Consider the following 22,759-nt stretch of genomic DNA (forward strand, 5'->3'; position numbering starts at 1 on the left):
TAATAACCAATATTCTTTTTTATTTACCTATTGACTTTTGATAGTTGGTCTTTCTCTCCTTTCTTCTATGCGTAAACTACTTCGGACATCTCTAAGATACAATCCTCTGTTAGTTTTACTCTTGTCTCTAGTTCTTCTTTTTCAATAGATAGTTTTTCATTCTCAGCCTTTAATTCTTCGTACTTTTCTTGTAGATTCGGCTGATTTAATGTTACGGTATATTCGTTATCTCCCACCCCTATCGTAGGTTGTAGGATTGTATAGCCTTTGTAATCATTCGTATATGGTACTTGGCCTTCTGATTCTCTTGTATATGTAATCGCACTTGTATTCTCTTTATTCGACAACAAGGTCTTTATTTGCTCATACGTCAAATCAGATGTAAATGTAATAGTAAGAGATTCCGAATTTTCAAGTATTCGTTTTGGTGTTGCATTTGTGGTTCCGAATGTGATTTTTTCAGTCAAAACAATCACTCCTTTCTTTGCGAACTAATGTTCTAAATAATAATTTAGTGGAACAACCATTTGAAGTTACTCCATCAGGTAATAATGTAATTGTTAATAACTATAATAAAAAAATAGGTAAACTAGTTATGCTAAATTTTTCTATTATTGTAACTACAAATGCAACTGGTTGGGTAAACATAGGAGAAATACCACAAGGGTATCGACCTAGCACCGCCGGGCAATCCCCATGCGTTCAAGATTCTTCAACTAATTTCTATCCTATATATTATGGTGTAGACGGTTCAATTAACATATACACACCTTCTACATTAACTAATATTAATATAGCTGTATCGATACCCTACTTTGCTTAATAGCTATTTAAACTAAAAGATAATAATAAACTGCTGTCCAAGTAGAATATGAATCAGCATTTAATTTATGAATTGCAACATCACCATGATCAGCATATTCTACACTTAAAATATTTGTATCTGGAATAACTCTAGTACCTACTTTAAATGATAGCAAGACAAATTTTTTACCTCCAGTGTCTGTTGTAAATGTTTCATCTAGTGTGTTCCCAATAACAACAGATTTCGATTTAATTAAACTAGTTAAATTATTATTTACCGTATTTAGTCCCGTCTTAATTTCATTAATTGCAGGAACTACCGTTTTAGCCGTTGTAGTTAATGCTGTTACATCTCCAATACTTGTTTTTATATCTGCTACAGTGTTATCAAGGTCCATGATACCCTTGTCCATTACATTGAGATTTTCAGCACTAACATAAGTGGTGGTACTATTCCAATTCACTCTCGTGTATGCCATCTTCCCCACCTTCTTTCTCATTTGATTGCTGTTCTAGAATTACTGCTTGATTACATTGAGGTATTATTTGATTCAACATATTTTCAAGTACTATTTTTACGCAAACAGGAGGTAATTTACTATCGTTTATTGCTCCGCTTATATTTTCTCCTAATTGCAATATTGTTGTATTAATTCCTTGCATTGTCTCAACTCCTCTCCTAGCTCTTGTATTGCCTTCCATGACAATGTTGTCATTGCACCTAAATCTACAGCGTTTCTTTCATCATTTACAATGATGTCGTTAGATTCTTCAACAATTACACCTACATGTTTTTTGTGTTTACGGTCCTCATGTTTATACCTAAATTCCTTAATATCTGAAACATTAATTATATCAAGTGCCGATTTCTTAAACTTCGTTATATTCTTTTTACATTTTCTTGAGGAAGTCTGTGTAATTGTTTCAGCTTTTACCGTATTTTGTCCTATCCAAAGTGATCCAGTGTCAGCTGTTAATGTTCCGCTAGACAAAGTTAGATACCCAGTAGCTACTGATTTAGCACTATCTCCATAACACATAACACTTCTACCGTTAAGTGTTATGGAATAAGGGTTAATATATGATGTAACACTACCTCTAGTAAGTTGTATAACACCGTTTACTACATTAACTTCATTATAAACATCACCATAGGTACTGGATACTATAATTGATCTTGTGTCTATTCCTAAACAGTCACCTATCATACTAGATGTAATAGTTGCACTGTTTATATGAACACTGTCTATCGTTCCTGTCTTGATGCAGCCACCATTGATTACAGTTGTTCCATCTGATAAACCACTAAATGTTGCGTACCCCGTAAGGTTAATTTTACTAGCATTGATTGTGATACTCTCGGCTGATTGATTAATAGATGAAATAATACCGTTTTTCTCAACTTTTGTAGATATTTCAGCATCAGTTATAGCAAACTGTGCGTTCATATTTGCTGATAGATTGTTAACCTGTGCTGTTATAGAAGTCGCTGTCTGATTAATCTGCGTGTTAAGCTGTTCGCTCACATTATTTACTTCTGTAGTAATCTCTTTAGCCGTCTGCGTAATCCTGCTGTTAATCTCATACTCAAGATTTGTCATGTTATTTAGACACGGAAAAAGGCTACCGTCTGGATACCATGGCCCAGGTAGTAAAACAGATATCTGCTTATCAAATTCAGTGATAGTACTTTCCATCTTCTCTACATCACGGGATAATACATTTGTCTTTCCCCTTAACTGTTTAACTTCTGTATTAATAGATGTAACTTGGACTATTTCTTCATTACCTATTGCTTCGGTAGAATCTGTAATAGCCTGTATTCCTTTCATATTCCTACCTAGGATATATGAGGTTATGACATTACCATAAGTAAGCCTATCACCAACCTCTAAATATGGTAAACCAAGCATATCGCAAGTATAAGGTATATATGTTATGCCTAGAATGTTTGTAGCTGCATTATCGGCTATAGTCTGTAATGCACTAGCCGATTTACCATATACAAGAAAGTTATCTTGTATTTGATAACAGTTAGTACCTGTGCCTACTATTGCTCCAATATCTCCATCCTCTTGTAATATTTGTAACTTATCAATAGGCTTTGTACTATATTTTTCATACTTCAATGTCTTGTATGAACCACTTGGAATTGTATCATCGACAACCGTTTTACTTAGTATCTTATGCTGTAGCTTTCCGTCACGTCCTATATGCCCGAGCGCTCCGTTAAGCTGTTCTATGCTTCTTAATACTTCCAATCCATTCAATGTGTTATTACTGATAGTCTTTGTTACTGTCATTCCATCATTAGGCAAATCACTATCCTCAAATTCCACACCACAATTTCCACAAAGTGATTCTCTCATTGCCTTAAGCGTGAGTGGGAAGGTTAATGATTCATACCACTCAACCACATCTTTATCAAACTTACGCATGTTGTCATAAGCTGTGACTTCCAAAAATCTTCTGCTATCCTGTTCTATTGCACTGTCCACCGTAAAAATGCCGAGATTTATTATCGTACCATTTACTGTTTGCGTTAAAGTGAACGTCTTTCCTTTTAATTCTTCTGTGATATCTGCGAACTTAACCTTTAAGCAAGCAGCTTCACAAGAGCCAAACACCAAATCTTCTGAGGAATTAAGTGATTCTTGTAAATCGAAACTACCTGCTACTACTTGTTTATTATCAATTACTAATACAGGATCAGTAAAAGTAAATTTCAAATCTTTTTGTACTGGTTCTGACCGATAAGGAAGATAATCGGTCTTGTATAAATCTTTTAACTCTGTTGTTATATTTAACAATTATCTCCCTCCTCTAATATTCAATCAAAGTTAAACTTATTGGTTCATAAGTACGTTCTTTAGTTATTTTGTTAATCTTCTGTATTGTCCAATCAATATCAGGTATGTAGAAATCGCCACTTTCGTACACTTCCCTTTCATCATTCCAATATGTTAATGTAACAACGCTTCGACTTGGGAAAACGGTCTGAAAATGCAGTTTATCACTTACAGATAATTCATTTGTACTAAGCCAAATCTTTGACCTTAAATGGCTTAATATATTCCTATGAAGTTTTCCGTCTCCGTCTGTATAACTATCCTCATCTGTTTGCTGATCTGGATTACTTTTATAACCTTTTTCTGCTAACAAGTCATTGTTGAGGACAGTACTATCATTTTTTATTACCCAACCTTCAAATGCCATATACTATCCCCTTTCTATGCTAGTTGAAATGATATCTTACCAGCTTTAGCATTCTCGTTATTTACTGAAATAACTTCTTTCATGAGTGATTTTCCTCCAATTATAACTTCTACTTGGATAGGAGTATTTCCATTTCCTCCACCTCTACGATTAAGTACGTTTTCTACAGCTTCTTCAATCTTGCTTACTGGCGATACTACTTCAGGCTCTCGCTTGTTATCACCAAGTACTGCAAGGAAATTACCATAGTTAGCAGGAACGTACGTGCCGTTTGCAAGTTGAGGTATTTTAGGTACAGATATTTCACTTATAAAGTCAAAGGGTTTTGCTCCTAGTATGTTGACATTCTTTATCTTTTTTAAAGCTTTGTTTAGTCCGTTAAAAGGAGTTGCAATTACTTTATTAATACCATTAATTAAGCCATTAATAACTGATTTTAAACTACTTAATATACCGTCTTTGATTCCGTCAAATATCTTTCCACCCTTACTAAATACATTCTTAACATTAGTCCATGCCTTTGTGAACGTAGTTTTGAACCAGTCAGCAATACTGGAAAAAGAACTTTTAACACCTGAACAAATTGATGAAAAATGCGATTTGATTGAGCTTAGTGTAAATGCATTCTTAACACTTGTAAGTGCGGATGAAAACTTCCCACTAAACCATTCTGGTAGCGATGTGAAAAATCCTTTGATACTAGTAACAAGGTTCTTGAAATGAGTTTTTACAGTTTCAATTAACGATTTTATTCCGTTTATCATACCTTGTATGATAAAACCACCTATTTCCTTAAATACAGTAGATGGTGAGTGTATACCTAATAGTTTCTTCACATTGTTTACAATTGGATCAACTATATGTTTCTTTACCCAGCTTAAAGCATTTTTAATTATGTCACTCAAGGATATTCCATTTTGTAAACCTTCAATGATATTCTTACCTATTTGCTCCCCTATTCCAAATAACAATGATATTGCGCCATTAACAGCAGCTACCAAAGCATCTACTATACCAGTAATAACCTTACCCCAGTTAATACCACTGATTAAGTCTACAATGTCACCACCAAGGGATTCCCAATCAACTGCTTTAATTGCAGACGTAAGAGAATCTAATAAACCTACTGCTAGTCCTGACAAATCCATACCAAGCTTCTTCCAGTTAGTGTTAGTTAAGAATCTATTTATTCCACTTCCAATTGACGTACCTAGCCCGCTAAAATCAAACGTTGTAACAAACCCATAAAGAAGGTTTATTGCTCCGTTCAAACCATTTGAAAGCGTTGTACCTATAGCAATCCAATCTATTGTGGTTATAAGAGTATTAAGAGATTGTGCAAGCGTGGTTCCTATATTAGTAAAATCTATAGCCTTAATTGCATTGTTTAGTGTCTCGAAAATACCGTTAACACCAGTACCCATTGTTAAGGCTAATGCGTTCCAGTCTATAGTTCTAAAAGCTGATTCAATACCTCTTCCTAATCCACTTCCTAACGCTCCAAAATCAAACGTGTCTACGAACGTCTGTGCAAAGTAAATGGCTGTGTTAATGCCATTACCCAACGTAGAACCTACCAACGTCCAATCAAGACCGTAAATAGCACCATTTAAGAATGTAGCAATACTTTTAGCTATCTTGTTACTTGTAGCTTGCACCTTACTCCAGTCAATAGATTCCATTGCGCTGTTTAGCTTTTCACCAATAATCACGCCTACTTCGGTAAAGTCTGATTCTTTCCAGGCTTTCTTAAGTGCTTCTACAAATTCTGATACTCCACCACTTTCTTCTATACCTGTCGTAAAATCGGGCTTAATTGCTGTATCTCCTGCACCACCACCACCTCCACCAGACGATGAATCATCTGCACTAGAGGAATTATGGAGTTCGTCAAAGTCTGCCAATCCTTTTAATGCTTTCTTTGCTTTGTTTGCACTTCCTGCTGTCTTGTCTAATGCGGCCGCTTGATCATATTGTGATTTCGCTGCTGATTGGCTTGCTTTTACACTTTTGCCAAATAACATACTGATGAATTGTGCTAACGCAGCTGTAACCTTAACTAGTACGCTAAACAATGCATTAAGAGCAGGTAAACAAGCTTCTAGAATTGGCTGAAACGCTGTATATAGATTGCCTTTAATCTGTGCTAAACTTGAAGATAATTGTGGACTTGTTCTTACGATTGAGGAAAAGCCTTTACCTATGGCTTGTAATGCTTTGGTTAATGCCATGAAGCCGATTGACATAAGAATCATTCGCCCCATCATTCCACTAAACATACCCTTTAGCTTATTCAACGGATTCATAGCCGACAACATTCGCTTCGCACCACGCATTACTGAACTAGTTGCTCTTACAACTCCTCTTGTTATTGAAAGAAATGCACTTCCTACTGTACGAGCAACATTCCCAACTCTTCTCAAGCCACCATAGGCTGTACTACAAGCCATTCTTAGCTTAGCAAATAATGCACTTAATCTTCCGGTTGAAGTACTTGTCTTTGTCTGTTGTACTTCTAAAGTTTGCAATTCTGCTATAGACGCTTGTGTTCCTATTCGTCTTGCACTAGTTGCATTTTCAGCTGCTTGTGTTTCTAGTAATTTTGCTTCGTACATGCTTAACTTACCAGTAAGAATGTCGTAATCAGCTTTCATCTTTTCAAGTTTAGTAGTGTCGGCCCCTACTGTAAAATCTCCACCGCTTGCCTTTAAACTTTCCATATCTGCTTTAGCTGCATTTAACGTATTTCTAGTCTGCTGTATATTATATTGTAGGGACTTCCATGATTGGTTCTTAGTGTTAGCCCCGCCAGTAGACTTAAGCCTTTCTTCTGCATCCAAATACTTGTTAAGCTGTGATTCTGCCTGAGATATCTGTTTTTGGATTTCTAGATACTCTTGTGTAGGGACTTTAGTGTTCTGCATATCCTTCATAGATTTTTCTAGCTTATTCATCTCAGCCTGTGTCTTTTTTATATTATTCGTAAGACCTATCTGTTTACTGGACATTTTCTGTACACCCTGTACATATCCAGTATCATCTACTTTGGTATCGAATTTAAGAATACCATCAGCCATCTATTCTCACCTCCTTACGTGTATAGTGAGTTGATAAAATCTATTTCGCCTTGTTGCTCTGCAGTGTACTTTTTCTGTAGCTCACAAAGAGATCTATTCTCGTTAAAAAACTCTTGCTCGTGCTTTTCCAGTTTCTTTTTCTTATTCTTCTTGCTGCGAATATTCATGACCGTAGAAAAAAGTCCTTCGCCTATCTCGTAGAAATACGAAATAAAAGTCCAAAAATGTACATAATCACATTCTCGGACTTCTCTACCTGCAACCTTATTGACTGCACTAAATATAATTTGTTCGTCTTGTTCCCAGTCGTATAGCCTAGTTGATGATTTCTTACTATCTTCTAATCTATCTCCACAATTTAAAAACCATATAGCCTTTTCAACCGCTTCTTGTGTATCTTCATCATTTATTAATTCTCGATCATAATACATAATTTCAAGCATTGCTTCGTATTTTTCTTCAATGCTCATTTTTGCATCATCAAACACTTGCAGTATTAGTAAGCAATCTCTGTAATCTGTCCTGATATCAAGTTCTATTCCACCTACTTCAAGTGTCTTATGCAATTTACCAATCATCGTTTTTTAGATGCTTGTGAAGAATACTTATTAATGCGGCTGTTAGATGCTTTAGCAGATGCTTCTAATTCTTTTGTAATGACAGGTAAAATCATTTCAAGGAAGCGTTCAATGAAGTATTTTCCATTGTTTAGGTTAAAGCAGTTCAATCCCTTAAAAACAGTCTCTGATACATCAGAATTAAACATTGTATCAAGTTCTTTCTTTACCTTTACGTCAAGCTCATAAATACTTTTAATTATATCTTCTTCATTCTTAGATTCATCATTTGCTAATACCTCAGCTTCATTTACTAATGTAATAATATTCTTTTCAGCAACTTCAATTCTCTTACCAATGTTGATATCATTAGGATAAATCGTAATAACACCTAGTAATTTACCTGTTTTCTCATCTTCAATTTCATAACTTTTCGCACCAGTATTAATCTGCAATCTTGCCATTATTTTAATTCCTCCTTATAAGTAAAGGACACCCTAGTAAGAGTGCCCTAATAATATTATTCTCCGCTTCCTGCTGTGAATGTCTTTGTTGAGCTGTTCCATGTACCAGATACACGATTACCGTTGTATTTGATTTCAAATGGGATATTAACACCTCCTCCATCACCACCAATGGATTTAGGGATTACAATAACATCTTCCTGGTATGCCCAAACTTGGGTGCCATCTGTTTCAACTAATACATCAACAATTTTTGTTTCTAAATCAGATCCAGTTTTTCTACCATTTACGATTGTTGCAAGTTGAGTGTAGAGCGCATCTCCTTTACGTGCATAATATGTTTCTACCTCTGAACCTGGTTCATACCCTTTTACTGTATTTGACGTTTCGCCCCAGATATTCTTCTTGGTTTCAACATCAGCGTTCATTTCAATGTTGTACTCTTCTAAATCTTTACCTAAACGTACAAATGATGCAGTACCACCGAATGAACTGTCAATATAATGGAGTAAATATTGTCTTTCAAATTTATCTCCTGCAGACATAGCAGCTTCAGCAAATACTTGTAAATTCATTTTTTTCATACTATTCCTCACTTCCTAAAGTATAATTAACTTTTATTTGTAGCTGATATGTAATGTACTGTCCATCTTCGCTCTTTCCCCACGCCATGGCATTAGCAATGCTCACAGATTGAATATGACCGCTCATTTCCACATCGTTTATAGTTGCAGTTACTTCTTGGCCTTTTACCGTTTCTAGATAGTAACCTAAATCCAATAAAAAAGTACTGTTATTCAACCTATCAAAATCATTCGCAGATTGATTAGTTGCATACAGTACCATATTGTTGGTTCTTGTTTGATTTCCCAATATATCTTTCTTAAGCAAGCTATCGTTTGTGGAGGATATTCCGTAAACATTGTCTGATTCCTCGGTAAAATCAACGTGAACCTCTCCGTTAATAAAGTCAGATATATGAGGGTAATCAGTAAGAACTTTCTTCATAACCTCTATAACATTCATTTTCTACCCCCTACTCGCTATATCTTGCGCACCCTTAAGTATTTCTTGTTTATGGTCTTGCATTGCTCTATCAAACCATTTGGGGCCTGATTGAGGGTGTCTTGATTTGTTGTGAACAAGATTCTTGTCTGTAACTACTTTCTTTCCACCGAATGGCGCCCATGTACTACCGGTAGGCTCATAAATCATAACCTTTCCATAGTATTGGAAACGTGCATAAGGTGAATTATACTCAATAACTCCACTACCTATTACAGTACCTGTAGTAGCTGACTTCTCCATCATTCCATTTAGCATTGGTGTATAAGGTGCCATAACACGTAAACACTCACTATCAACATACTTTTGTATTTCTCCACCCTCACCTAATCCATGTGACTTAAGCATTTCTGCTGTAGGTTTCATATCTAAGTGTGCATCAAACTGCATATAACCACCTACTTTCCACTTAGTTCCCAGTGCCACATTCGTTTACTACCGTGATTCTTTAATGATCCTGCACTAAGTGTAAGTAAGTTGTGATTAGCTTTTAATTCCTTAATACTTGTAGACTGCGTTTTTTCGGACGTATTATCGATTTCTAGCAATGTTTCACCTTGAATGATGTAATCCTTGCCTTTGTTAATTTCAAGGCTCTGTACTACTGAATATGGTATTGATACATACAAGCTATCTACAGAAGCTAATCCAGATTTCTTTATTGCAGTTGCTTGGTCCTCGTCCCAAAAGCACTTAGCGTACACACTCTTTTCATAACCATTGGACCCAAGATGAAATATTGTAACTTTTTCCGTTTGTTTTCCCATATCACACCCCACAGTACAATAGTTCAGTATTAGCTAGCCATGTTCTAACAATACTAACTGACTTCATGCTATCTTCCTGCTCTACTGTCTTTCTGTCTTTGTACGATACGGACCATGAACCATCTTTTTCACTTGCTACACTAGTATCCGTTTCTTTATCCCTTATATCGCATGAATACAAGTGTTCTGCCAATTCGCATACACACATCTGTACATCTTCTGGTATATCAGCTGATTCATCTATGTTGCCAAATGTATATAACCTAACAATGTTACTAGCCTTGATGGACCATTTATCGAACACATCAGGGGAAATCGAACTTTCCCCCATAGTGTCCTTGTATGTGCCACCGTAGAACGTGCTATCTGTTAACGCTGTTGCCATGACACATCACGCTCCTTACTAGGTTGTAGTTGCTTTATGTAAGTAAATACCTGCAACCTTGTTTTCGTATACATCTGCAATTGATACATCACGGTAACCAAATTTCCAACCATCAGACGATTGGTTTTCGTCTGGAGAAATTACCTTGTTTACAACTCTCTTATCGAATTGGATAAGTGCATCTTTATGTAAGATCATAAAGTTAATATCAGCTGCTCCAGTACCTTTTGTATAACCGCCTACTGTTTGTCCACTTGTAGTACCATCATTTTGCTTAATAGCTGTATAAAATCTGCTTTGGGGTACTATTGTAACGCTTGCAAAACGTTCCATTACCTTTTTAGATTTAGTAGTATCCATATCTTCTACTAACCCGTTTAAAGTTGCAGTAATGAACAAATGGCGGTTTTCGTATGGTACTTCGTCATCGTCCATCTTTTGTGTAGCTGCTCTCAACGCTTTAATTACTGCATCACCTGTTGTCAACGCTGCACCTGCTACTGTTGAAATACCGTCTACACTCGCATATTTAGCAAATCTAAACGCATCAAGCTCAGGTACTACTTTTGTACGGATAAACTCACTTGATAACTGACCAAAGGCTAATTGAGCAGTCTCAATGTTATCTAATGCATCAACCGTAAACATACGGCCTCTGTCAAAGTTACATGCTACCGTTTCATTCGTCATTGTAACATCACCAGATACATAGCCACTGTTACGAGAGTAATCTGCAAGACCGTCCATGCTGATTTTAGGAATTACTAATTCATTAGCATTCGCACCTTGTTTAACTAACTCTGGGTTTCCATCTAACTTAGAAGTTAGTGATGCTTGCTTGTACACCTTATCAAGCAAAGGAATGTACTGTTTAAACAATGCGATGCTGTTAGCAAAATACTGTAAGTTCATTTTTAAATTTTTCATTCTTATACCTCAATTCTTTCTTATTCTTTGATTCCCATAACGGACATCATAGAGGACATCATCTTTTCATCACCTGTCGGTAATGTTCCTCCTCCAGTTGGTCCTGTAGGGTTGTTAATAGGTTCGTTTGTACCAAATAGGTAATCATTATCCTTTTGGCATGCTTCAATAGCAGCTTTAATGTCTGCTTCTTGATTCTTACTACCTTTTAGAGTATCAATATCAAGTAAGGCTTTTACTGCTTTTGCATTCTTGGCACCCATGGTATTGATAGCTGCTTCTAATTGCTGATTGAAGTCTCTTTCAGCTAATTGTTTCTGAAATTCTGTCTCTTTGGCCTGTAAAGTAGTTTGTAGTGTGCTGATCTCACCCTTTAAAGTTTCAACATCTACACCATCAAACTTCTTAAGAGATTCATTAACTGTGTCAAGCTGACCTTGTAGATTGTCCACTTGCTCTTTAGCCTTTGTTTTCTCAGCTTCAATATCACTACCGTTCTCAGCCATAATCTTGTCGATTACTTCCTTTTCAAGTCCTAAGTCCTCTAAAAATTTTCTTTTCATATATAATCATTCCTTTCATTACGCTTTTTACGGGTCAGCACCCATGTAAAGTAGATTTTTAGTTTTACGTCATTTCGGACATAATAAAAAGCCATGTTTCCACGACCTAATCAACGTATACCTTATGATGACACTTCTTACATTCGTAATAGTGCCGTTTCTTGTGCCTGGATACCTTTTCACTCCTTAATCCACCGTAAGGTTCGTGATTGCAGAAGTATTGTTTTAACCATTTAAGCATGTTTACACCTACTTTCGTGTATAAAAATAAGACGTTTACGCACGTCTTGAACGAGATAAAAAGGATCACCGCCTTTCTAGCAATTACTTCGGCATCTTATAGTTACTAGTCTAACAATATTACTTCCGAAGTTTGATTTGACGCTATTCCAATGATAGCTAGGGCTTTTAACTTTTAAGAATTTCTTAGTTACTTTATTTTTCATATTTACTAGCCATTCTTTTGCATTTATAAATATATCTCGCAAAGCATTGTACACTCTTAAGATAGGTACCTTTATTGCTTTCAAAGCGTTTGTAATAATCATACCGCTGATATTCATGGCTAGGTTATGTTCATCATTCCCATTATCCCTTGCAAATTTCTTATACTCTATAACCTTAAACCCATACGCATTAATTCGCTTCTTAAATAATTCAGTATATAGCATTTTTCTTCCTCCTTGTTATTATCCTGTAACATACTTCACATTGTGTGAATATTCCTCTGCAATACTCATATAACCTAATCTAGCAGATTCTAGTAATATGTTGCTTTGTATGCTAGGTTTACAGTGTAGACTATATTCTATATATCCATCACCTTGATAAACATCAACCTCTTTATGTGCAATCTCTTGTAAGGAATTAATTGTGTTGATTGATAAGCAGGAGATAGCAGCACATACAATGTCATAGCCGTAATTTCTAAAGCTTGCATGTCCATCTAGCTTAAAACCAATCAGTCTATTCTCTTTGCAAATTGGTGTAATAGTTGTCACTACATCACTCTCCCTAATCCATCAGCATATACTCGCTGTCTTTCCATAGGCAATTTCATTTTCTCGGCAAACTTAGCATATTGTTGACTAGTTGCTTGATAAGATGCTTTTGCATTAATAATATCATCTTGACTTGCTCCACCTTCTTTGAGTAGCTTGATAGTTTTCCTTTGTGTACGCATCTGTGCTTCCATCTTTCTCATGCGCTGTGTAGCTTCGTATTTGGTGTATTCCTTGTCTCCAAATTTAACTTTGATATTCTCGTCTGCTTGCATCTGTTCTAGTTGCTCATCAGTGTATGTGAGCTTTGAGATACCAGGAACAAATGGATAATAGCTATGATAACAGTTAACTCCTAACAATCCTCCTGCGGTGCCAAGACCACACTCATCAATTAATTGTTGTTTAGTCTTAACTCTACCTTGCCATACTTGATGGCTTGGTCTTGCTGTTGCATGCCATGAAACTTCGAAATACTCTGTGTCAAGCTCCTCTGCATTACTTTGTGTTATGTGTCCTACAACTTGATTTACACCAGTTACAACACACATTCGCACAGCAGTAACCGTATTTATTGATCTTCCATTAGAATAATCAATTGAACGAATACCACCATCTGCCAACTCTTTTACAGTATCTTTAATTGACTTATCATAACTAAATGAACCGCTCAACACTTCATATGCCGCCTTATCAAGTTTATCATGTAGGTATTGTGATGCAGGCGTATATACCTTTTTGCCATTCATGTTAACCATGAAACCAGTTGTCTGTGTGATGTTTCTTATCTCGTTCTTAGTCTGTTGCTTGATAGCCGATACAAGCTGTTGTAATTCTGCATTGTTCTTGTATTCAATAAATTGCTTACCAGTAGCTTGATATAATGATTTATCCCTTGTGTATCCTACCTCAATAGCATTATCAAATATATTGTCTATTTCTGCATCTGTAAGCTTGAGAGTTGACTGTATGTACTTCTTGATATCTTGTTCATACTGCCCATACTGTTTAAGTCGATAAAGCAAATTATCAGCAGTAGAAGTAATCTCTTTGTTTACTTTAATACGATGTACTACATCAATGAGTATCTTTTCCTCTAAGTCACGCATGTAGCGTTCTATCTGCTTAGGTATACGTTCTAACTCGCTAGGTGTGAACATTATTCATCACCACCAGTATCAACATCAGCTTGCTGTGGTATCATCTTATTAGCCTGTTCTTCTGTTTCGTTATACCACTTCATTCGGTACTCTACTAATGACATAACTCCCATAGATACATCTTGTCTATCCTGTTGTCGTTCTGTTTCTTCATCTACCAGTATTGAATCCTTAAATGAACATACAAATTCATACCCAGTTCGTGTCATTGCATTGTAGAAAGCTAATGCATATACTAGATCCTCTAAGCACTCTTTTAAGTTCTCTTGGATAGCCGTAACCATGTTGTACTTACGTTTCTTAGCTACTATACACTCTGTAGCTGTCTTTTCAACATTTTGCGGGTTTGATATATCTCCATACGACAATGATACGTTAAATTCTATCTGTCTAAGGTACTCATTCATACCATTGAGAATATTGTCATCTCGGAATGCAGGTGACCATTCTTTGTAAAGTTCTGTATCTGAACCTTGCTGTAAATTAAGTCCTTTAAACAATCTCTTGTTAAGCCTTGGTGTAACCATTTCTGTTTTACCTTTAGCATTTACTTTAGCTGTGGACTGTAAAGCCATAATATCAACATGTACTGCACGCTCACCACTCTCAAACTCCCAGTCAAGCCTTGCCCCTTGAATGTCAGCATTCCTTATCTGGTCAATAGCACTATCAAATATAGATACGCCACATGCTGAACCATCAACCTCATTCTTAATTGGATTACGGTAATACCCAAAGTCTGACCTTTCTAATCCTTGGTATGAAATGCTTGGTGGTAACTTGGCCCATTCATCTACACTATCAAGCGATACCTCACTACCTATGTCAGTCTCATTCGTACTATGAAACGCTCTGTTGGTAATTGTTAATACTTGATTCTTAAGTGCGTGCCTTTCTAGTCTGTAGTAATAGTTGTTATCTCCTATTCTTTTAACTTGAATAAACACTACATCAATTAATCTGTCCCTTGAATCAAATTCCACAGGAATAAATCTGTCAGCAGTAATGTACTCAACATTTCCTTCACCAAGTGGCTTAATACAAAAAGAACCTAATGCCAAACCACTCTGTAGGTTTTCGTTTAGGTTCTTGATAGCTGACTTATACAATTCATTAAGTTTTTCATTGCTTACCTCTGATTCCATTTCATTCAAGCTTATGTTAGCAAATTCTCGACAAATGCCTTGTTCCTTACGTAATGACTTAACATAATCATCACACCAGGGACTCATACCTTTATACATTGCAGACCATAGTTCGATTCGCCTTGCCATCGTATCGGATAGGCAAACGTCACGTTGTATTACATTTTTAATTGTCTGTTGTGGAAACATTTTCTTATACACTCCTTTCCAGAAGGACCTAAAACCATCAAACACTATTCACCCCTCCGTTTCCATATTTGATTTGTTGCGTACCTTATTGCATCTATATCATGGTCATCTCCATCAGGATATCCACTTATTACGTTCCCTTCTTTATCTCGTTCATATTCTTTGTTCAGAAACTCTTCTGTAGTGTTCGGGCATCGCACATTATCAATGACTATTTCCGCTAATGATTGTAGCCATTTGTAAGAGTACTCTCTAGAGCCTGGACCCTTTTCTGCAGGTCTAGCAAATAATCCATACGCTTTATAATCACCTATTGATTTATTTTCTGAACTGTCACACGTTATAAGGTCGTTACCGTCAATTCCAAATTCGATTAGTTTATCTGCTGTCTGTCTGTTGCTTTGCTTATTACATGTGTACTCAAACCATATATATAGCTTATGTTGCGAAGGCTCGTAATGCACTCTATTAAATGCGTATTTGTCAGGATACCACCCCCAGTCAACTCCGTTGAGTACGTGGTCAAAATCTGCTATCTGTTCATCTGTAATGGTTGTGATAGTAACATTGTCAAATACATTACCACCTGTACCATTAGCAACACCCATGTACTCATTTTCATAAGCTGTTGGGTTAACCTCTTTAAGATGTTCTGCTTCATCGAGGAATGGTTTTCCTAGCCAATGCTTAGGTACATCTAAGTAATTACTGAACGCAACAAGCATTCCAGGCTTAGGGACCTTGATATACTTATTCGCCCAGTTCATTGCTGACTTTGGAGGGTTAAATGACTTAAATACATATGTTAACTCACCACCACGGATAACGGACTGTGTAACTGTTCTGACCGCTTCAGGTCCTTTAAACTGGTCTAATTCCTCAAACCATAGGATACCAATATAGCCAAATGGCGCTTTAATACCTTTAGACTTCATAGGATCATCATTACCACGGAAGAATATCTTTTGTCCTGTACTCTTCTTTGTAATCTCAAGAGGAGATACGGAGCATTTATACTCATCTTCCAATCCAAGAGCTTGTATAGCCCAACATACTTGTGCATATACTGAATCTCTTAATGTCTGCCCAACTTGTCTGAAAACAGCTGCATGCATATTGTCATGCTTCTCTATCAAATCAACGATCTGTAACGATATGAACGATGATTTTGTACTACCACGACCACCAGGGAATACATATTCATTGTACATTTGTTCTTCAATGTCATGTACCACCTTGATAAAAGCAGGCGCTATCATTGTAGCAGGAATACCATTGTACTTAGCCCCTGCGTTTGCTTTATCCTCTGGCTCTGCTTTCTTGCGTTCAAGCTCTAGCTTTGCATTGTCGAACGCTATCTTGTGCTTATCCAAAGGATTCATCAAGAAGTATTTAGTTAGCCAATCCATTGATTTATTCTTATCAGCTAGCTTTATAGATACCCCGTCTTTACCTTGTTTGACCTCTTGTATAAGCTGTGTGTCAACGTTATGAGAATCATTAAGCTTAACAACATTAACTTCTTGCATGAGTGGTTTTTTATCACCATTCTCATCTTTTACCTCTATAGGGCCGAATTGTCCTATTACCTGTTGCTGTTCTTTACCAAAGCTTAAGTAGTTCCCTATGTCAGCAAATGCAATTCTCATGTGCAATTCAATCAGATCATCTGTGCCGCTTACTATCTGCTGACGTTTAATTTCTTGCAAGCGTTGTATTTCTTCTCTGATGTTAGCAATTGTTAGCAACCTACAGCCATTTACTCTCGCTGTGTCATAATCACACTTGTAAGCATTAATATAAGCTTGTGTTGCATTGAATATCTTACTGTAATATATACAAAATAGCCTTTGCTCGTGGGTAAGGTTCTCATTTAACATCGTTTCCTTAGTCCCATCGTCAAAGACTTCTTTCTTTACTGCCTTATTCTTTTTCTCTTTTGCAACGTTGCATTTCTTTTCTTGCGTTGCGTTGCATTCCCATTCATAGCGTTTCTTCCAACTGCGAATAGTACCTACCGGTATATTTAGTTGACTTGCAATCTCAACTAATTTCAGACCTTGTTTATACAGATCATGAGCCTTTTCTGCTTGCTCATTCGGCGACCTAGCCAATCGGCTCACTTCCTTTCGTGTTGTTTTGGGTAAAAGAAAAGAGCCTCCGAAGAGACTCTTAATCCTTAAATGCATTTTATGTTTCATACAGAACATTTTTACTTCTTATAAATTTTCTTGAGTAAACCATTAGCATCCTCAAGCTCACTCTTTACATAGAAAATATCTCCTGTATTACTTTCCGTTCCGCTTGTATTACTTTCGATATTGCTAAGATGTAAATCAATGCTAGTTAATTTAGCAGAAATAGATTGTAATAACCCTACTACTTCTTCCAATGTTTCTTCCATCTCTGTCACCTCCCCTCTTATTACATAATATTACCTTTACCAATATTATGCAACAAAAATAGCACCTATAACATATAGGCTCTAGGTGCGCACGCGAGAATATAAATTGACATTTAAAACTTGTAATTCTTTTTATCTCTTAACCAAGTATTAATGTTTTGATTTTTAATATTAAACTCATCAATCACTTCTTTACACTTCTTAATAGCATCTTTTTTATTTAATTTTAATTCTTTTTTTAATACTTTTATATCTGTTACATAAGATAAATCATTAATTTTCCCACTATGATTATCTTCTTCTTTTTGGATATGCTTCTCTTCTCTTACTCTTATCTTCTCTAATGTTCGATCTGTTTTAATATTCAAATGTACTAAGTCACAATAAGTATTACTTATTAACCTGTAAATATTAATTGTATAATTATATTTCCTTGTATTCTTAAAAAACGGGTCAAAGTGCTTGCTTAAATCTCCTGATTTTAGAAACGCATTTTGTAATAATTCTATTTTATTTATTAGAATTTCATAGTTATTAATTTTATATATTATTTGCAATGAGCTGTAGAAATACAAATAATTGCTTATTGTTTCCTTCCATATACTAATATGTTCAATATTATAGGCAACTAGTGTACTAACTATTAATAATATACAGCTTGTAAATACCCCAATTAATATATTTGATATGTAATTTATATGTCCAGTAAAAATTTCTAAATATCGTTTAATAATTTGCTCATCACCCCAAAACTCAATTAATATCGACATTAACAAGCTAATAATTGCTATAATAGTGAATATCCAAATTATTTTTTTATCGTACTTCATTCACACTCACCTCTTCACTTAATATTATATTCCATATATCAACATATGTAAACAAAAATAGCACATACACAAGGCGGTTGCGTACATGCTATTTACATAATGGTATAGGGGAGTAAACAATAATAATCCTGATATACTTACCAGCTACGATTTAAAGTGTATTTTCGTGAACTTTAAACCATCGAGTGGGAATTGCACCCACTCTTACCACGCTAGTAATGGTCGGAGGTTCAATGTCAAATGAAGTATCTATCATTACATTAATCCTATTTTGAATTATATACTACTTGTTTGTGCAATGGGGGAATTACGGGAATTTTCAAGGAACTTTTTAAACTTTTTCGAATACGTTGTCCTATCTTTCTCCTCACTTAAATCAGCTGCTATATCAATCCACTTCATTCCCTCATACACTCGCATATCGAATATAGTCTTAAGCTCATTATCAGTAATAGAATTATATAGCTTGTCTATCTCTTCAATCTTTCTATTATCTTCTTTTACACACTTCTCCAAGGCTCTTATTCTCTTAATGATCTTGTCATTTTCTTTTGGTTCTTCCATCTCTACGCACATATGCGTTTCAATGTACGGAAAGTTAGGAGAAGATCCTTTCACCTTTCCTGACACTATAGGGATCTCTTTCAATTGCAAATCAAGTACCTTTTGTTTATTGCGTTCTACTCTAGCAATTAACGCATTGTATTCTATTACGTCCTTTTCGGTCAAGCATATTCACCTCTCAATCGCAACATAGCTTGTCTAAATTCTTTCTTTGTAAGTTTCTGATAAAGTACTCTGTTGTACATAACCATATTATCATCTCCAATCTCCGCTGGGTGTCTTAGGTCGTACTATGTTATTGGCTTTACAGAAATCAAAGAGTTCTTTCTTTGTATAACCTTTTTCATGAGCGATATCTGCTAAATCCTGATTCTTAGTTATGTAAAGTTCTCTAATCTCATTTGCATCAATAGGTTGCTTTACAGGTTCTGCCTTGGCTTTAGTTTTTGCAAGGTTATTATCTTTAATGAACTGTCCCATCTTAACAGTGCTTACATGGAAATACTCACAACATTCCTTGATCGTATAATCCTTGTAATACTCTCTTACTTCCTTCACATCTAAAACTTTAGGCTCTGGTTTTACCTTTGTTGCTTGTTCAGACTCTGGATTAATCGTTGCTGGCTTCATGCTAAGCAAATTCATTTGCTCCAGGAACTTCTGTGCTTCTACTGCATTATTATTGATTACATCAAGAATATTGCCTCTGATTCCTGTAAGCTGATCTACGCTAAGTACACCTTCCAAAGAAACTATGCTTTGCTCATTATCATTGAAACACACATCAAGATCTTTTATCTTATCTGTAATCGCATCACATGATTCAATTACTCTCATCTTTTCATATATCTGATTTACTAACTCATTTGAACTCTTTAATATTTCTTCTCTTACCATAATCCTATTCCTCCTCATTGAATCTCTTAATAGTTTCATTTAGTGCATACATACTATCTAATTTCGCCTGAGTCTTTTCTAAGGCTACCTTGTCATATCTAAATATATCTACCTTGCTATTAAACTTACGAAGAAAGTCTAACACAACACTAGGTGGTAACTTCATATCAGTATTCATTGTATCCGCCATCGCTGTTGCTATAATCATTAGTTCTTCTTTTGACCTCATACGTGCTATTGCTGTTAATTCTGTAGATTTTACATTCAAAGGTAGGTTATTGGCACCACGGTAATTCACTTCTCTAGTTAATCCCTCTACACCTTGCTGCTTTGCAATTTGTAACGCATGAGCCATGCCTTCAAGATAAAGTTTCTGTTCCTTTGTTAGCTTACCCATTCAATCTACCTCCACATTTATTTATACAGTAATACTATTATTATTTGTATCCATTTACTTACCTTGTAATATTTTCTATTTATTGGTATTATATTCTTGAAAGGATGTGTTACTATGTCAGTATTAAGCGCCTCAGATATAATTCAATTGATGGGAATAATAATTGCCCTTATACTTGGTATTGGTTCGATTATTATTGCCGTTATTACATTGAGACAGAATTCTAAAATGATTGAAGAATCTACAAAACCAGTGATTGCTATTTATGGCGAGTCAATAAATCCTGGTGACCCTATCTTTTACCTGGTAGTTAAAAATTTTGGTCAAACCTCTGCCACGATTACCAAATTTGATTATGACTATGATTTTTATACAAATCACGGTTATTTGGAAGAAAGTGTATCAAGAGATTACTTAAAAGACTTAATTACCGCTAATTTAGCTCCTGGTCAGTCAAAGGTTTGTTTAATAAACTATAAAAATATTAACCAACCAGTAACATTTAGTATTGAATATAAAACTGCTACTAATACATACACAGATCAAATGACTGTAAATTTAAAAGCAGGCATTGCTATGTTGACTAAGAAAATTAACTCTACTGAAGGAGATCTTCATACCATATCTTATACATTACAAGAAATGTTACAAAAGAATCTTTAGTCATAACCCAGCGCAACCTATAAGCAATGGTTGCGTTCACTTGCTACCTGGATACTTTAGTACTCGCTCCATAGTAATCACTCTTCAATATGTTTTAGTTGCCTAGTTACCTTAGCTTCAGCTATCTTAACTACTTCATTATCACACTTTAGCAATATTTTTAACTGCTTCAACATAACCTCAACATCTGCAATCTCTTCCACAAGGTTATCATATTCCTTATTATTAACCATATCATTGAAATCGAATGAAGTTCTCTCTCCGCATTGAAGAAACTTTCTCCAGTATTTATTGATTGCCTGGATCAGTTCACTACATTCTTCAATACACTGCCTGCTCTGCCTATCATATCCATAATGAATTGCTATCTTGCGTAATTCACTAGGATCTACTTCTTTACATTCCTTGCATTCCATAATACAACCAATGTTATCACCGCCATTGCAACTGCATGTATTACATTCTTTCTCTATACCATCTGTATACAAATCTGCACATTCTTTATAGTCCTTTTCCATCTCTTTATTTATATAGACTTTAATAAATTTCCTCATTGACTTACCTCCTTGGGTTGCTTCTTTGATAAAAATATCCTTTCTAACACACACAGCAGCTCTACACATATGTCATTACACATTTTGCATTGATACTTATGGCATAGTTCATGAACTTCATTACACACTTCAATCCACTCTTCATCCAGATACACATTAAAGTGCTTTGTATATATGTTATAGGTATCAGTAAGAATCTTAGGTACTAACTCTTGTGATGTTGTTGGAAGGTTAGAGGCTATAGCTTTAAATAACCCCTCACTTCCGTAAGATCTGTAAAGCGTGAACACTCCTGCATAGATTCCTTTTACATCAGTCATGTATCACACAACCTTTCTTCCTATAGCTTGTCTTACGTTTCTTCCAAGCATTTTCACAGAATCCAATGTCATCTACATAATCAAGGCATATAGCATCTTTTTTGCCGTCAGCAGTACGGCCAATACGACCTATTGATTGAGTAACTACCGCGTAATCTTTTTTTGGTAATGCTAAGAACAATCTATCAAGTTGAGGTATATCAAGTCCCTCTTTTGCTAAACTATAACTTGCGAATAGTACCTTTGCTTTTCCATTCCTCATATCCTCAAGTGCTTGTACTCTTTCTGCCTTGGCTTTTTTGCTTGTCATCTTGCCATTAATGAACCTCATACGCTTATCAGATACACCACATTCATTGCATATTCTCATAATACTTTGCAAGTGTTCCAATCTATCAGATAGTACTAAGCAGCTATGTCCCTGTTGAAAATTAATTACAATGTTCTCAGCTATATTTCGATTCCTGGTAACATTCTCTGCAAGGTATTTAATAAGTTCCTGGTAAATCAATGTACCATCAGTATCAAGACAACACTCTGCGACCTCTGTACCTGTTTTAATCTTTTCTACAGTAACTTTCATAGTTTTATCTGCCACGGCACTCTCAGGCACCTCATAGATTACTGGTCCCAACAATGCAAAGGTACTTTTAATCAATCCATCACCTCTATGTACCGTAGCTGACAATCCGTATTTATGTCTAGCAGCTAGTGAATTAATTACCTTTGAGAACATACTTACACTAGTAGGTGTTCCAGCGCATCTGTGACATTCATCAACTATAATCACATCAAAACTATACTTGAATT

30 protein-coding genes are annotated in these 22,759 nt (G+C 35.6%); 2 read left to right on the plus strand and 28 right to left on the minus strand.

What is annotated here, in order from left to right; all coding sequences use genetic code 11:
- Positions 1-65: 65 nt before the first annotated feature.
- Positions 66-467, minus strand: a complete 402-nt coding sequence (locus ACW2QF_RS07215) for a hypothetical protein (protein ID WP_455715324.1) — start codon at positions 465-467, stop codon at positions 66-68.
- Positions 468-514: 47 nt separating this feature from the next.
- On the opposite strand from ACW2QF_RS07215, the gene ACW2QF_RS07220 reads away from it, so the two are divergent.
- Positions 515-823, plus strand: coding sequence for a hypothetical protein (locus ACW2QF_RS07220; protein ID WP_455715325.1), 309 nt, complete (start codon positions 515-517; stop codon positions 821-823).
- A gap of 7 nt (positions 824-830) precedes the next feature.
- Here the strand turns inward: ACW2QF_RS07220 and ACW2QF_RS07225 are convergent, their stop codons facing one another.
- The 24 genes from ACW2QF_RS07225 to ACW2QF_RS07340 form a co-directional block, all read right to left on the minus strand.
- Positions 831-1,283 carry a hypothetical protein gene (locus ACW2QF_RS07225; protein WP_455715326.1) on the minus strand — a complete coding sequence of 151 codons (453 nt, stop codon included), beginning with the start codon at positions 1,281-1,283 and terminating at the stop codon, positions 831-833.
- Complete coding sequence (locus tag ACW2QF_RS07230; protein WP_455715327.1) at positions 1,255-1,467, minus strand: hypothetical protein; 213 nt, start codon at positions 1,465-1,467, stop codon at positions 1,255-1,257. The genes ACW2QF_RS07225 and ACW2QF_RS07230 overlap by 29 nt, the downstream gene beginning before the upstream one ends.
- Entirely contained in the window at positions 1,434-3,614 is a 2,181-nt protein-coding gene (locus tag ACW2QF_RS07235; RefSeq protein ID WP_455715328.1) for a tail fiber domain-containing protein, read from the minus strand. Before ACW2QF_RS07235 ends, ACW2QF_RS07230 begins: the two co-directional genes overlap by 34 nt.
- 13 nt (positions 3,615-3,627) lie before the next feature.
- Positions 3,628-4,020: a DUF6711 family protein gene (locus ACW2QF_RS07240; RefSeq protein ID WP_455715329.1), complete on the minus strand. Its 393-nt coding sequence runs from the start codon at positions 4,018-4,020 to the stop codon at positions 3,628-3,630.
- A gap of 14 nt (positions 4,021-4,034) precedes the next feature.
- Positions 4,035-7,097: a hypothetical protein gene (locus ACW2QF_RS07245; RefSeq protein WP_455715330.1), complete on the minus strand. Its 3,063-nt coding sequence runs from the start codon at positions 7,095-7,097 to the stop codon at positions 4,035-4,037.
- Between the two features lie 14 nt (positions 7,098-7,111).
- Positions 7,112-7,675: a Gp15 family bacteriophage protein gene (locus ACW2QF_RS07250; protein WP_455715331.1), complete on the minus strand. Its 564-nt coding sequence runs from the start codon at positions 7,673-7,675 to the stop codon at positions 7,112-7,114.
- Positions 7,672-8,118, minus strand: a complete 447-nt coding sequence (locus ACW2QF_RS07255) for a hypothetical protein (RefSeq protein ID WP_455715332.1) — start codon at positions 8,116-8,118, stop codon at positions 7,672-7,674. The genes ACW2QF_RS07250 and ACW2QF_RS07255 overlap by 4 nt, the downstream gene beginning before the upstream one ends.
- A 56-nt stretch (positions 8,119-8,174) precedes the next feature.
- Positions 8,175-8,702: a hypothetical protein gene (locus ACW2QF_RS07260; protein WP_455715333.1), complete on the minus strand. Its 528-nt coding sequence runs from the start codon at positions 8,700-8,702 to the stop codon at positions 8,175-8,177.
- 1 nt (position 8,703) lies between these two features.
- The gene (locus ACW2QF_RS07265) at positions 8,704-9,144 is read right to left on the minus strand and encodes a hypothetical protein (RefSeq protein WP_455715334.1); all 441 of its coding nucleotides are present in this window, start codon (positions 9,142-9,144) and stop codon (positions 8,704-8,706) included.
- Between the two features lie 3 nt (positions 9,145-9,147).
- Positions 9,148-9,573, minus strand: a complete 426-nt coding sequence (locus ACW2QF_RS07270; RefSeq protein ID WP_455715335.1) for a minor capsid protein — start codon at positions 9,571-9,573, stop codon at positions 9,148-9,150.
- An 8-nt stretch (positions 9,574-9,581) separates the two neighbouring features.
- Positions 9,582-9,950, minus strand: a complete 369-nt coding sequence (locus ACW2QF_RS07275; RefSeq protein WP_455715336.1) for a DUF6751 family protein — start codon at positions 9,948-9,950, stop codon at positions 9,582-9,584.
- A 1-nt stretch (position 9,951) separates the two neighbouring features.
- A complete protein-coding gene (locus ACW2QF_RS07280) occupies positions 9,952-10,335 on the minus strand; it encodes a hypothetical protein (RefSeq protein WP_455715337.1) in 384 nt (127 codons plus the stop codon).
- Between the two features lie 18 nt (positions 10,336-10,353).
- A complete protein-coding gene (locus ACW2QF_RS07285; RefSeq protein WP_455715338.1) occupies positions 10,354-11,262 on the minus strand; it encodes a hypothetical protein in 909 nt (302 codons plus the stop codon).
- A gap of 20 nt (positions 11,263-11,282) precedes the next feature.
- A complete protein-coding gene (locus tag ACW2QF_RS07290) occupies positions 11,283-11,825 on the minus strand; it encodes a phage scaffolding protein (RefSeq protein WP_455715339.1) in 543 nt (180 codons plus the stop codon).
- A 317-nt stretch (positions 11,826-12,142) separates the two neighbouring features.
- Positions 12,143-12,496, minus strand: a complete 354-nt coding sequence (locus ACW2QF_RS07295) for a hypothetical protein (protein ID WP_455715340.1) — start codon at positions 12,494-12,496, stop codon at positions 12,143-12,145.
- An 18-nt stretch (positions 12,497-12,514) separates the two neighbouring features.
- The gene (locus ACW2QF_RS07300) at positions 12,515-12,826 is read right to left on the minus strand and encodes a ribosomal-processing cysteine protease Prp (protein ID WP_455715341.1); all 312 of its coding nucleotides are present in this window, start codon (positions 12,824-12,826) and stop codon (positions 12,515-12,517) included.
- Entirely contained in the window at positions 12,826-13,986 is a 1,161-nt protein-coding gene (locus ACW2QF_RS07305) for a phage minor capsid protein (RefSeq protein ID WP_455715342.1), read from the minus strand. Before ACW2QF_RS07305 ends, ACW2QF_RS07300 begins: the two co-directional genes overlap by 1 nt.
- Positions 13,986-15,320 carry a phage capsid protein gene (locus tag ACW2QF_RS07310; RefSeq protein ID WP_455715343.1) on the minus strand — a complete coding sequence of 445 codons (1,335 nt, stop codon included), beginning with the start codon at positions 15,318-15,320 and terminating at the stop codon, positions 13,986-13,988. The genes ACW2QF_RS07305 and ACW2QF_RS07310 overlap by 1 nt, the downstream gene beginning before the upstream one ends.
- Positions 15,321-15,364: 44 nt before the next feature.
- Positions 15,365-17,434, minus strand: coding sequence for a phage terminase large subunit (locus tag ACW2QF_RS07315; RefSeq protein ID WP_455715344.1), 2,070 nt, complete (start codon positions 17,432-17,434; stop codon positions 15,365-15,367).
- 98 nt (positions 17,435-17,532) lie between these two features.
- On the minus strand, positions 17,533-17,724 hold the full coding sequence (locus tag ACW2QF_RS07320) for a hypothetical protein (protein ID WP_455715345.1): 192 nt from the start codon (positions 17,722-17,724) through the stop codon (positions 17,533-17,535).
- A gap of 113 nt (positions 17,725-17,837) precedes the next feature.
- The gene (locus tag ACW2QF_RS07325; RefSeq protein WP_455715346.1) at positions 17,838-18,554 is read right to left on the minus strand and encodes a hypothetical protein; all 717 of its coding nucleotides are present in this window, start codon (positions 18,552-18,554) and stop codon (positions 17,838-17,840) included.
- A 276-nt stretch (positions 18,555-18,830) separates the two neighbouring features.
- On the minus strand, positions 18,831-19,283 hold the full coding sequence (locus ACW2QF_RS07330) for a hypothetical protein (protein ID WP_455715347.1): 453 nt from the start codon (positions 19,281-19,283) through the stop codon (positions 18,831-18,833).
- Between the two features lie 90 nt (positions 19,284-19,373).
- Positions 19,374-20,015 (minus strand): hypothetical protein, encoded by a 642-nt coding sequence (locus tag ACW2QF_RS07335; protein WP_455715348.1) that lies wholly within the window; start codon positions 20,013-20,015, stop codon positions 19,374-19,376.
- A gap of 4 nt (positions 20,016-20,019) precedes the next feature.
- Complete coding sequence (locus tag ACW2QF_RS07340; RefSeq protein WP_455715349.1) at positions 20,020-20,412, minus strand: hypothetical protein; 393 nt, start codon at positions 20,410-20,412, stop codon at positions 20,020-20,022.
- Between the two features lie 114 nt (positions 20,413-20,526).
- Between ACW2QF_RS07340 and ACW2QF_RS07345 the strand changes: the two genes are divergently transcribed.
- On the plus strand, positions 20,527-21,075 hold the full coding sequence (locus ACW2QF_RS07345; RefSeq protein ID WP_455715350.1) for a hypothetical protein: 549 nt from the start codon (positions 20,527-20,529) through the stop codon (positions 21,073-21,075).
- A 77-nt stretch (positions 21,076-21,152) separates the two neighbouring features.
- On the opposite strand, the gene ACW2QF_RS07350 is transcribed toward ACW2QF_RS07345, so the two are convergent.
- From ACW2QF_RS07350 to ACW2QF_RS07360, 3 genes are all read right to left on the minus strand, one after another.
- Positions 21,153-21,629 carry a hypothetical protein gene (locus ACW2QF_RS07350; RefSeq protein WP_455715351.1) on the minus strand — a complete coding sequence of 159 codons (477 nt, stop codon included), beginning with the start codon at positions 21,627-21,629 and terminating at the stop codon, positions 21,153-21,155.
- A complete protein-coding gene (locus tag ACW2QF_RS07355; RefSeq protein WP_455715352.1) occupies positions 21,626-21,949 on the minus strand; it encodes a hypothetical protein in 324 nt (107 codons plus the stop codon). Before ACW2QF_RS07355 ends, ACW2QF_RS07350 begins: the two co-directional genes overlap by 4 nt.
- The coding region (locus ACW2QF_RS07360; RefSeq protein WP_455715353.1) for a DEAD/DEAH box helicase at positions 21,942-22,759 on the minus strand (818 nt) is incomplete at its 5' end. The genes ACW2QF_RS07360 and ACW2QF_RS07355, both read right to left, overlap by 8 nt.

The sequence above is a fragment of the Anaerosporobacter sp. genome (genome assembly GCF_965301125.1).

Coding starts and splice junctions, on each gene's coding strand:
- ACW2QF_RS07275 (WP_455715336.1), bottom strand. CDS start 9,950: ATGGGAAAACAAACGGAAAAAGTTACAATATTTCATCTTGGGTCCAAT.
- ACW2QF_RS07350 (WP_455715351.1), bottom strand. CDS start 21,629: ATGAGGAAATTTATTAAAGTCTATATAAATAAAGAGATGGAAAAGGAC.
- ACW2QF_RS07310 (WP_455715343.1), bottom strand. CDS start 15,320: ATGTTTCCACAACAGACAATTAAAAATGTAATACAACGTGACGTTTGC.
- ACW2QF_RS07270 (WP_455715335.1), bottom strand. CDS start 9,573: ATGCAGTTTGATGCACACTTAGATATGAAACCTACAGCAGAAATGCTT.
- ACW2QF_RS07335 (WP_455715348.1), bottom strand. CDS start 20,015: ATGGTAAGAGAAGAAATATTAAAGAGTTCAAATGAGTTAGTAAATCAG.
- ACW2QF_RS07250 (WP_455715331.1), bottom strand. CDS start 7,675: ATGATTGGTAAATTGCATAAGACACTTGAAGTAGGTGGAATAGAACTT.
- ACW2QF_RS07340 (WP_455715349.1), bottom strand. CDS start 20,412: ATGGGTAAGCTAACAAAGGAACAGAAACTTTATCTTGAAGGCATGGCT.
- ACW2QF_RS07355 (WP_455715352.1), bottom strand. CDS start 21,949: ATGACTGATGTAAAAGGAATCTATGCAGGAGTGTTCACGCTTTACAGA.
- ACW2QF_RS07345 (WP_455715350.1), top strand. CDS start 20,527: ATGTCAGTATTAAGCGCCTCAGATATAATTCAATTGATGGGAATAATA.
- ACW2QF_RS07285 (WP_455715338.1), bottom strand. CDS start 11,262: ATGAAAAATTTAAAAATGAACTTACAGTATTTTGCTAACAGCATCGCA.
- ACW2QF_RS07255 (WP_455715332.1), bottom strand. CDS start 8,118: ATGGCAAGATTGCAGATTAATACTGGTGCGAAAAGTTATGAAATTGAA.
- ACW2QF_RS07265 (WP_455715334.1), bottom strand. CDS start 9,144: ATGAATGTTATAGAGGTTATGAAGAAAGTTCTTACTGATTACCCTCAT.
- ACW2QF_RS07240 (WP_455715329.1), bottom strand. CDS start 4,020: ATGGCATTTGAAGGTTGGGTAATAAAAAATGATAGTACTGTCCTCAAC.
- ACW2QF_RS07230 (WP_455715327.1), bottom strand. CDS start 1,467: ATGCAAGGAATTAATACAACAATATTGCAATTAGGAGAAAATATAAGC.
- ACW2QF_RS07305 (WP_455715342.1), bottom strand. CDS start 13,986: ATGTTCACACCTAGCGAGTTAGAACGTATACCTAAGCAGATAGAACGC.
- ACW2QF_RS07320 (WP_455715345.1), bottom strand. CDS start 17,724: ATGGAAGAAACATTGGAAGAAGTAGTAGGGTTATTACAATCTATTTCT.
- ACW2QF_RS07245 (WP_455715330.1), bottom strand. CDS start 7,097: ATGGCTGATGGTATTCTTAAATTCGATACCAAAGTAGATGATACTGGA.
- ACW2QF_RS07225 (WP_455715326.1), bottom strand. CDS start 1,283: ATGGCATACACGAGAGTGAATTGGAATAGTACCACCACTTATGTTAGT.
- ACW2QF_RS07295 (WP_455715340.1), bottom strand. CDS start 12,496: ATGCTATATACTGAATTATTTAAGAAGCGAATTAATGCGTATGGGTTT.
- ACW2QF_RS07290 (WP_455715339.1), bottom strand. CDS start 11,825: ATGAAAAGAAAATTTTTAGAGGACTTAGGACTTGAAAAGGAAGTAATC.
- ACW2QF_RS07260 (WP_455715333.1), bottom strand. CDS start 8,702: ATGAAAAAAATGAATTTACAAGTATTTGCTGAAGCTGCTATGTCTGCA.
- ACW2QF_RS07325 (WP_455715346.1), bottom strand. CDS start 18,554: ATGAAGTACGATAAAAAAATAATTTGGATATTCACTATTATAGCAATT.
- ACW2QF_RS07280 (WP_455715337.1), bottom strand. CDS start 10,335: ATGGCAACAGCGTTAACAGATAGCACGTTCTACGGTGGCACATACAAG.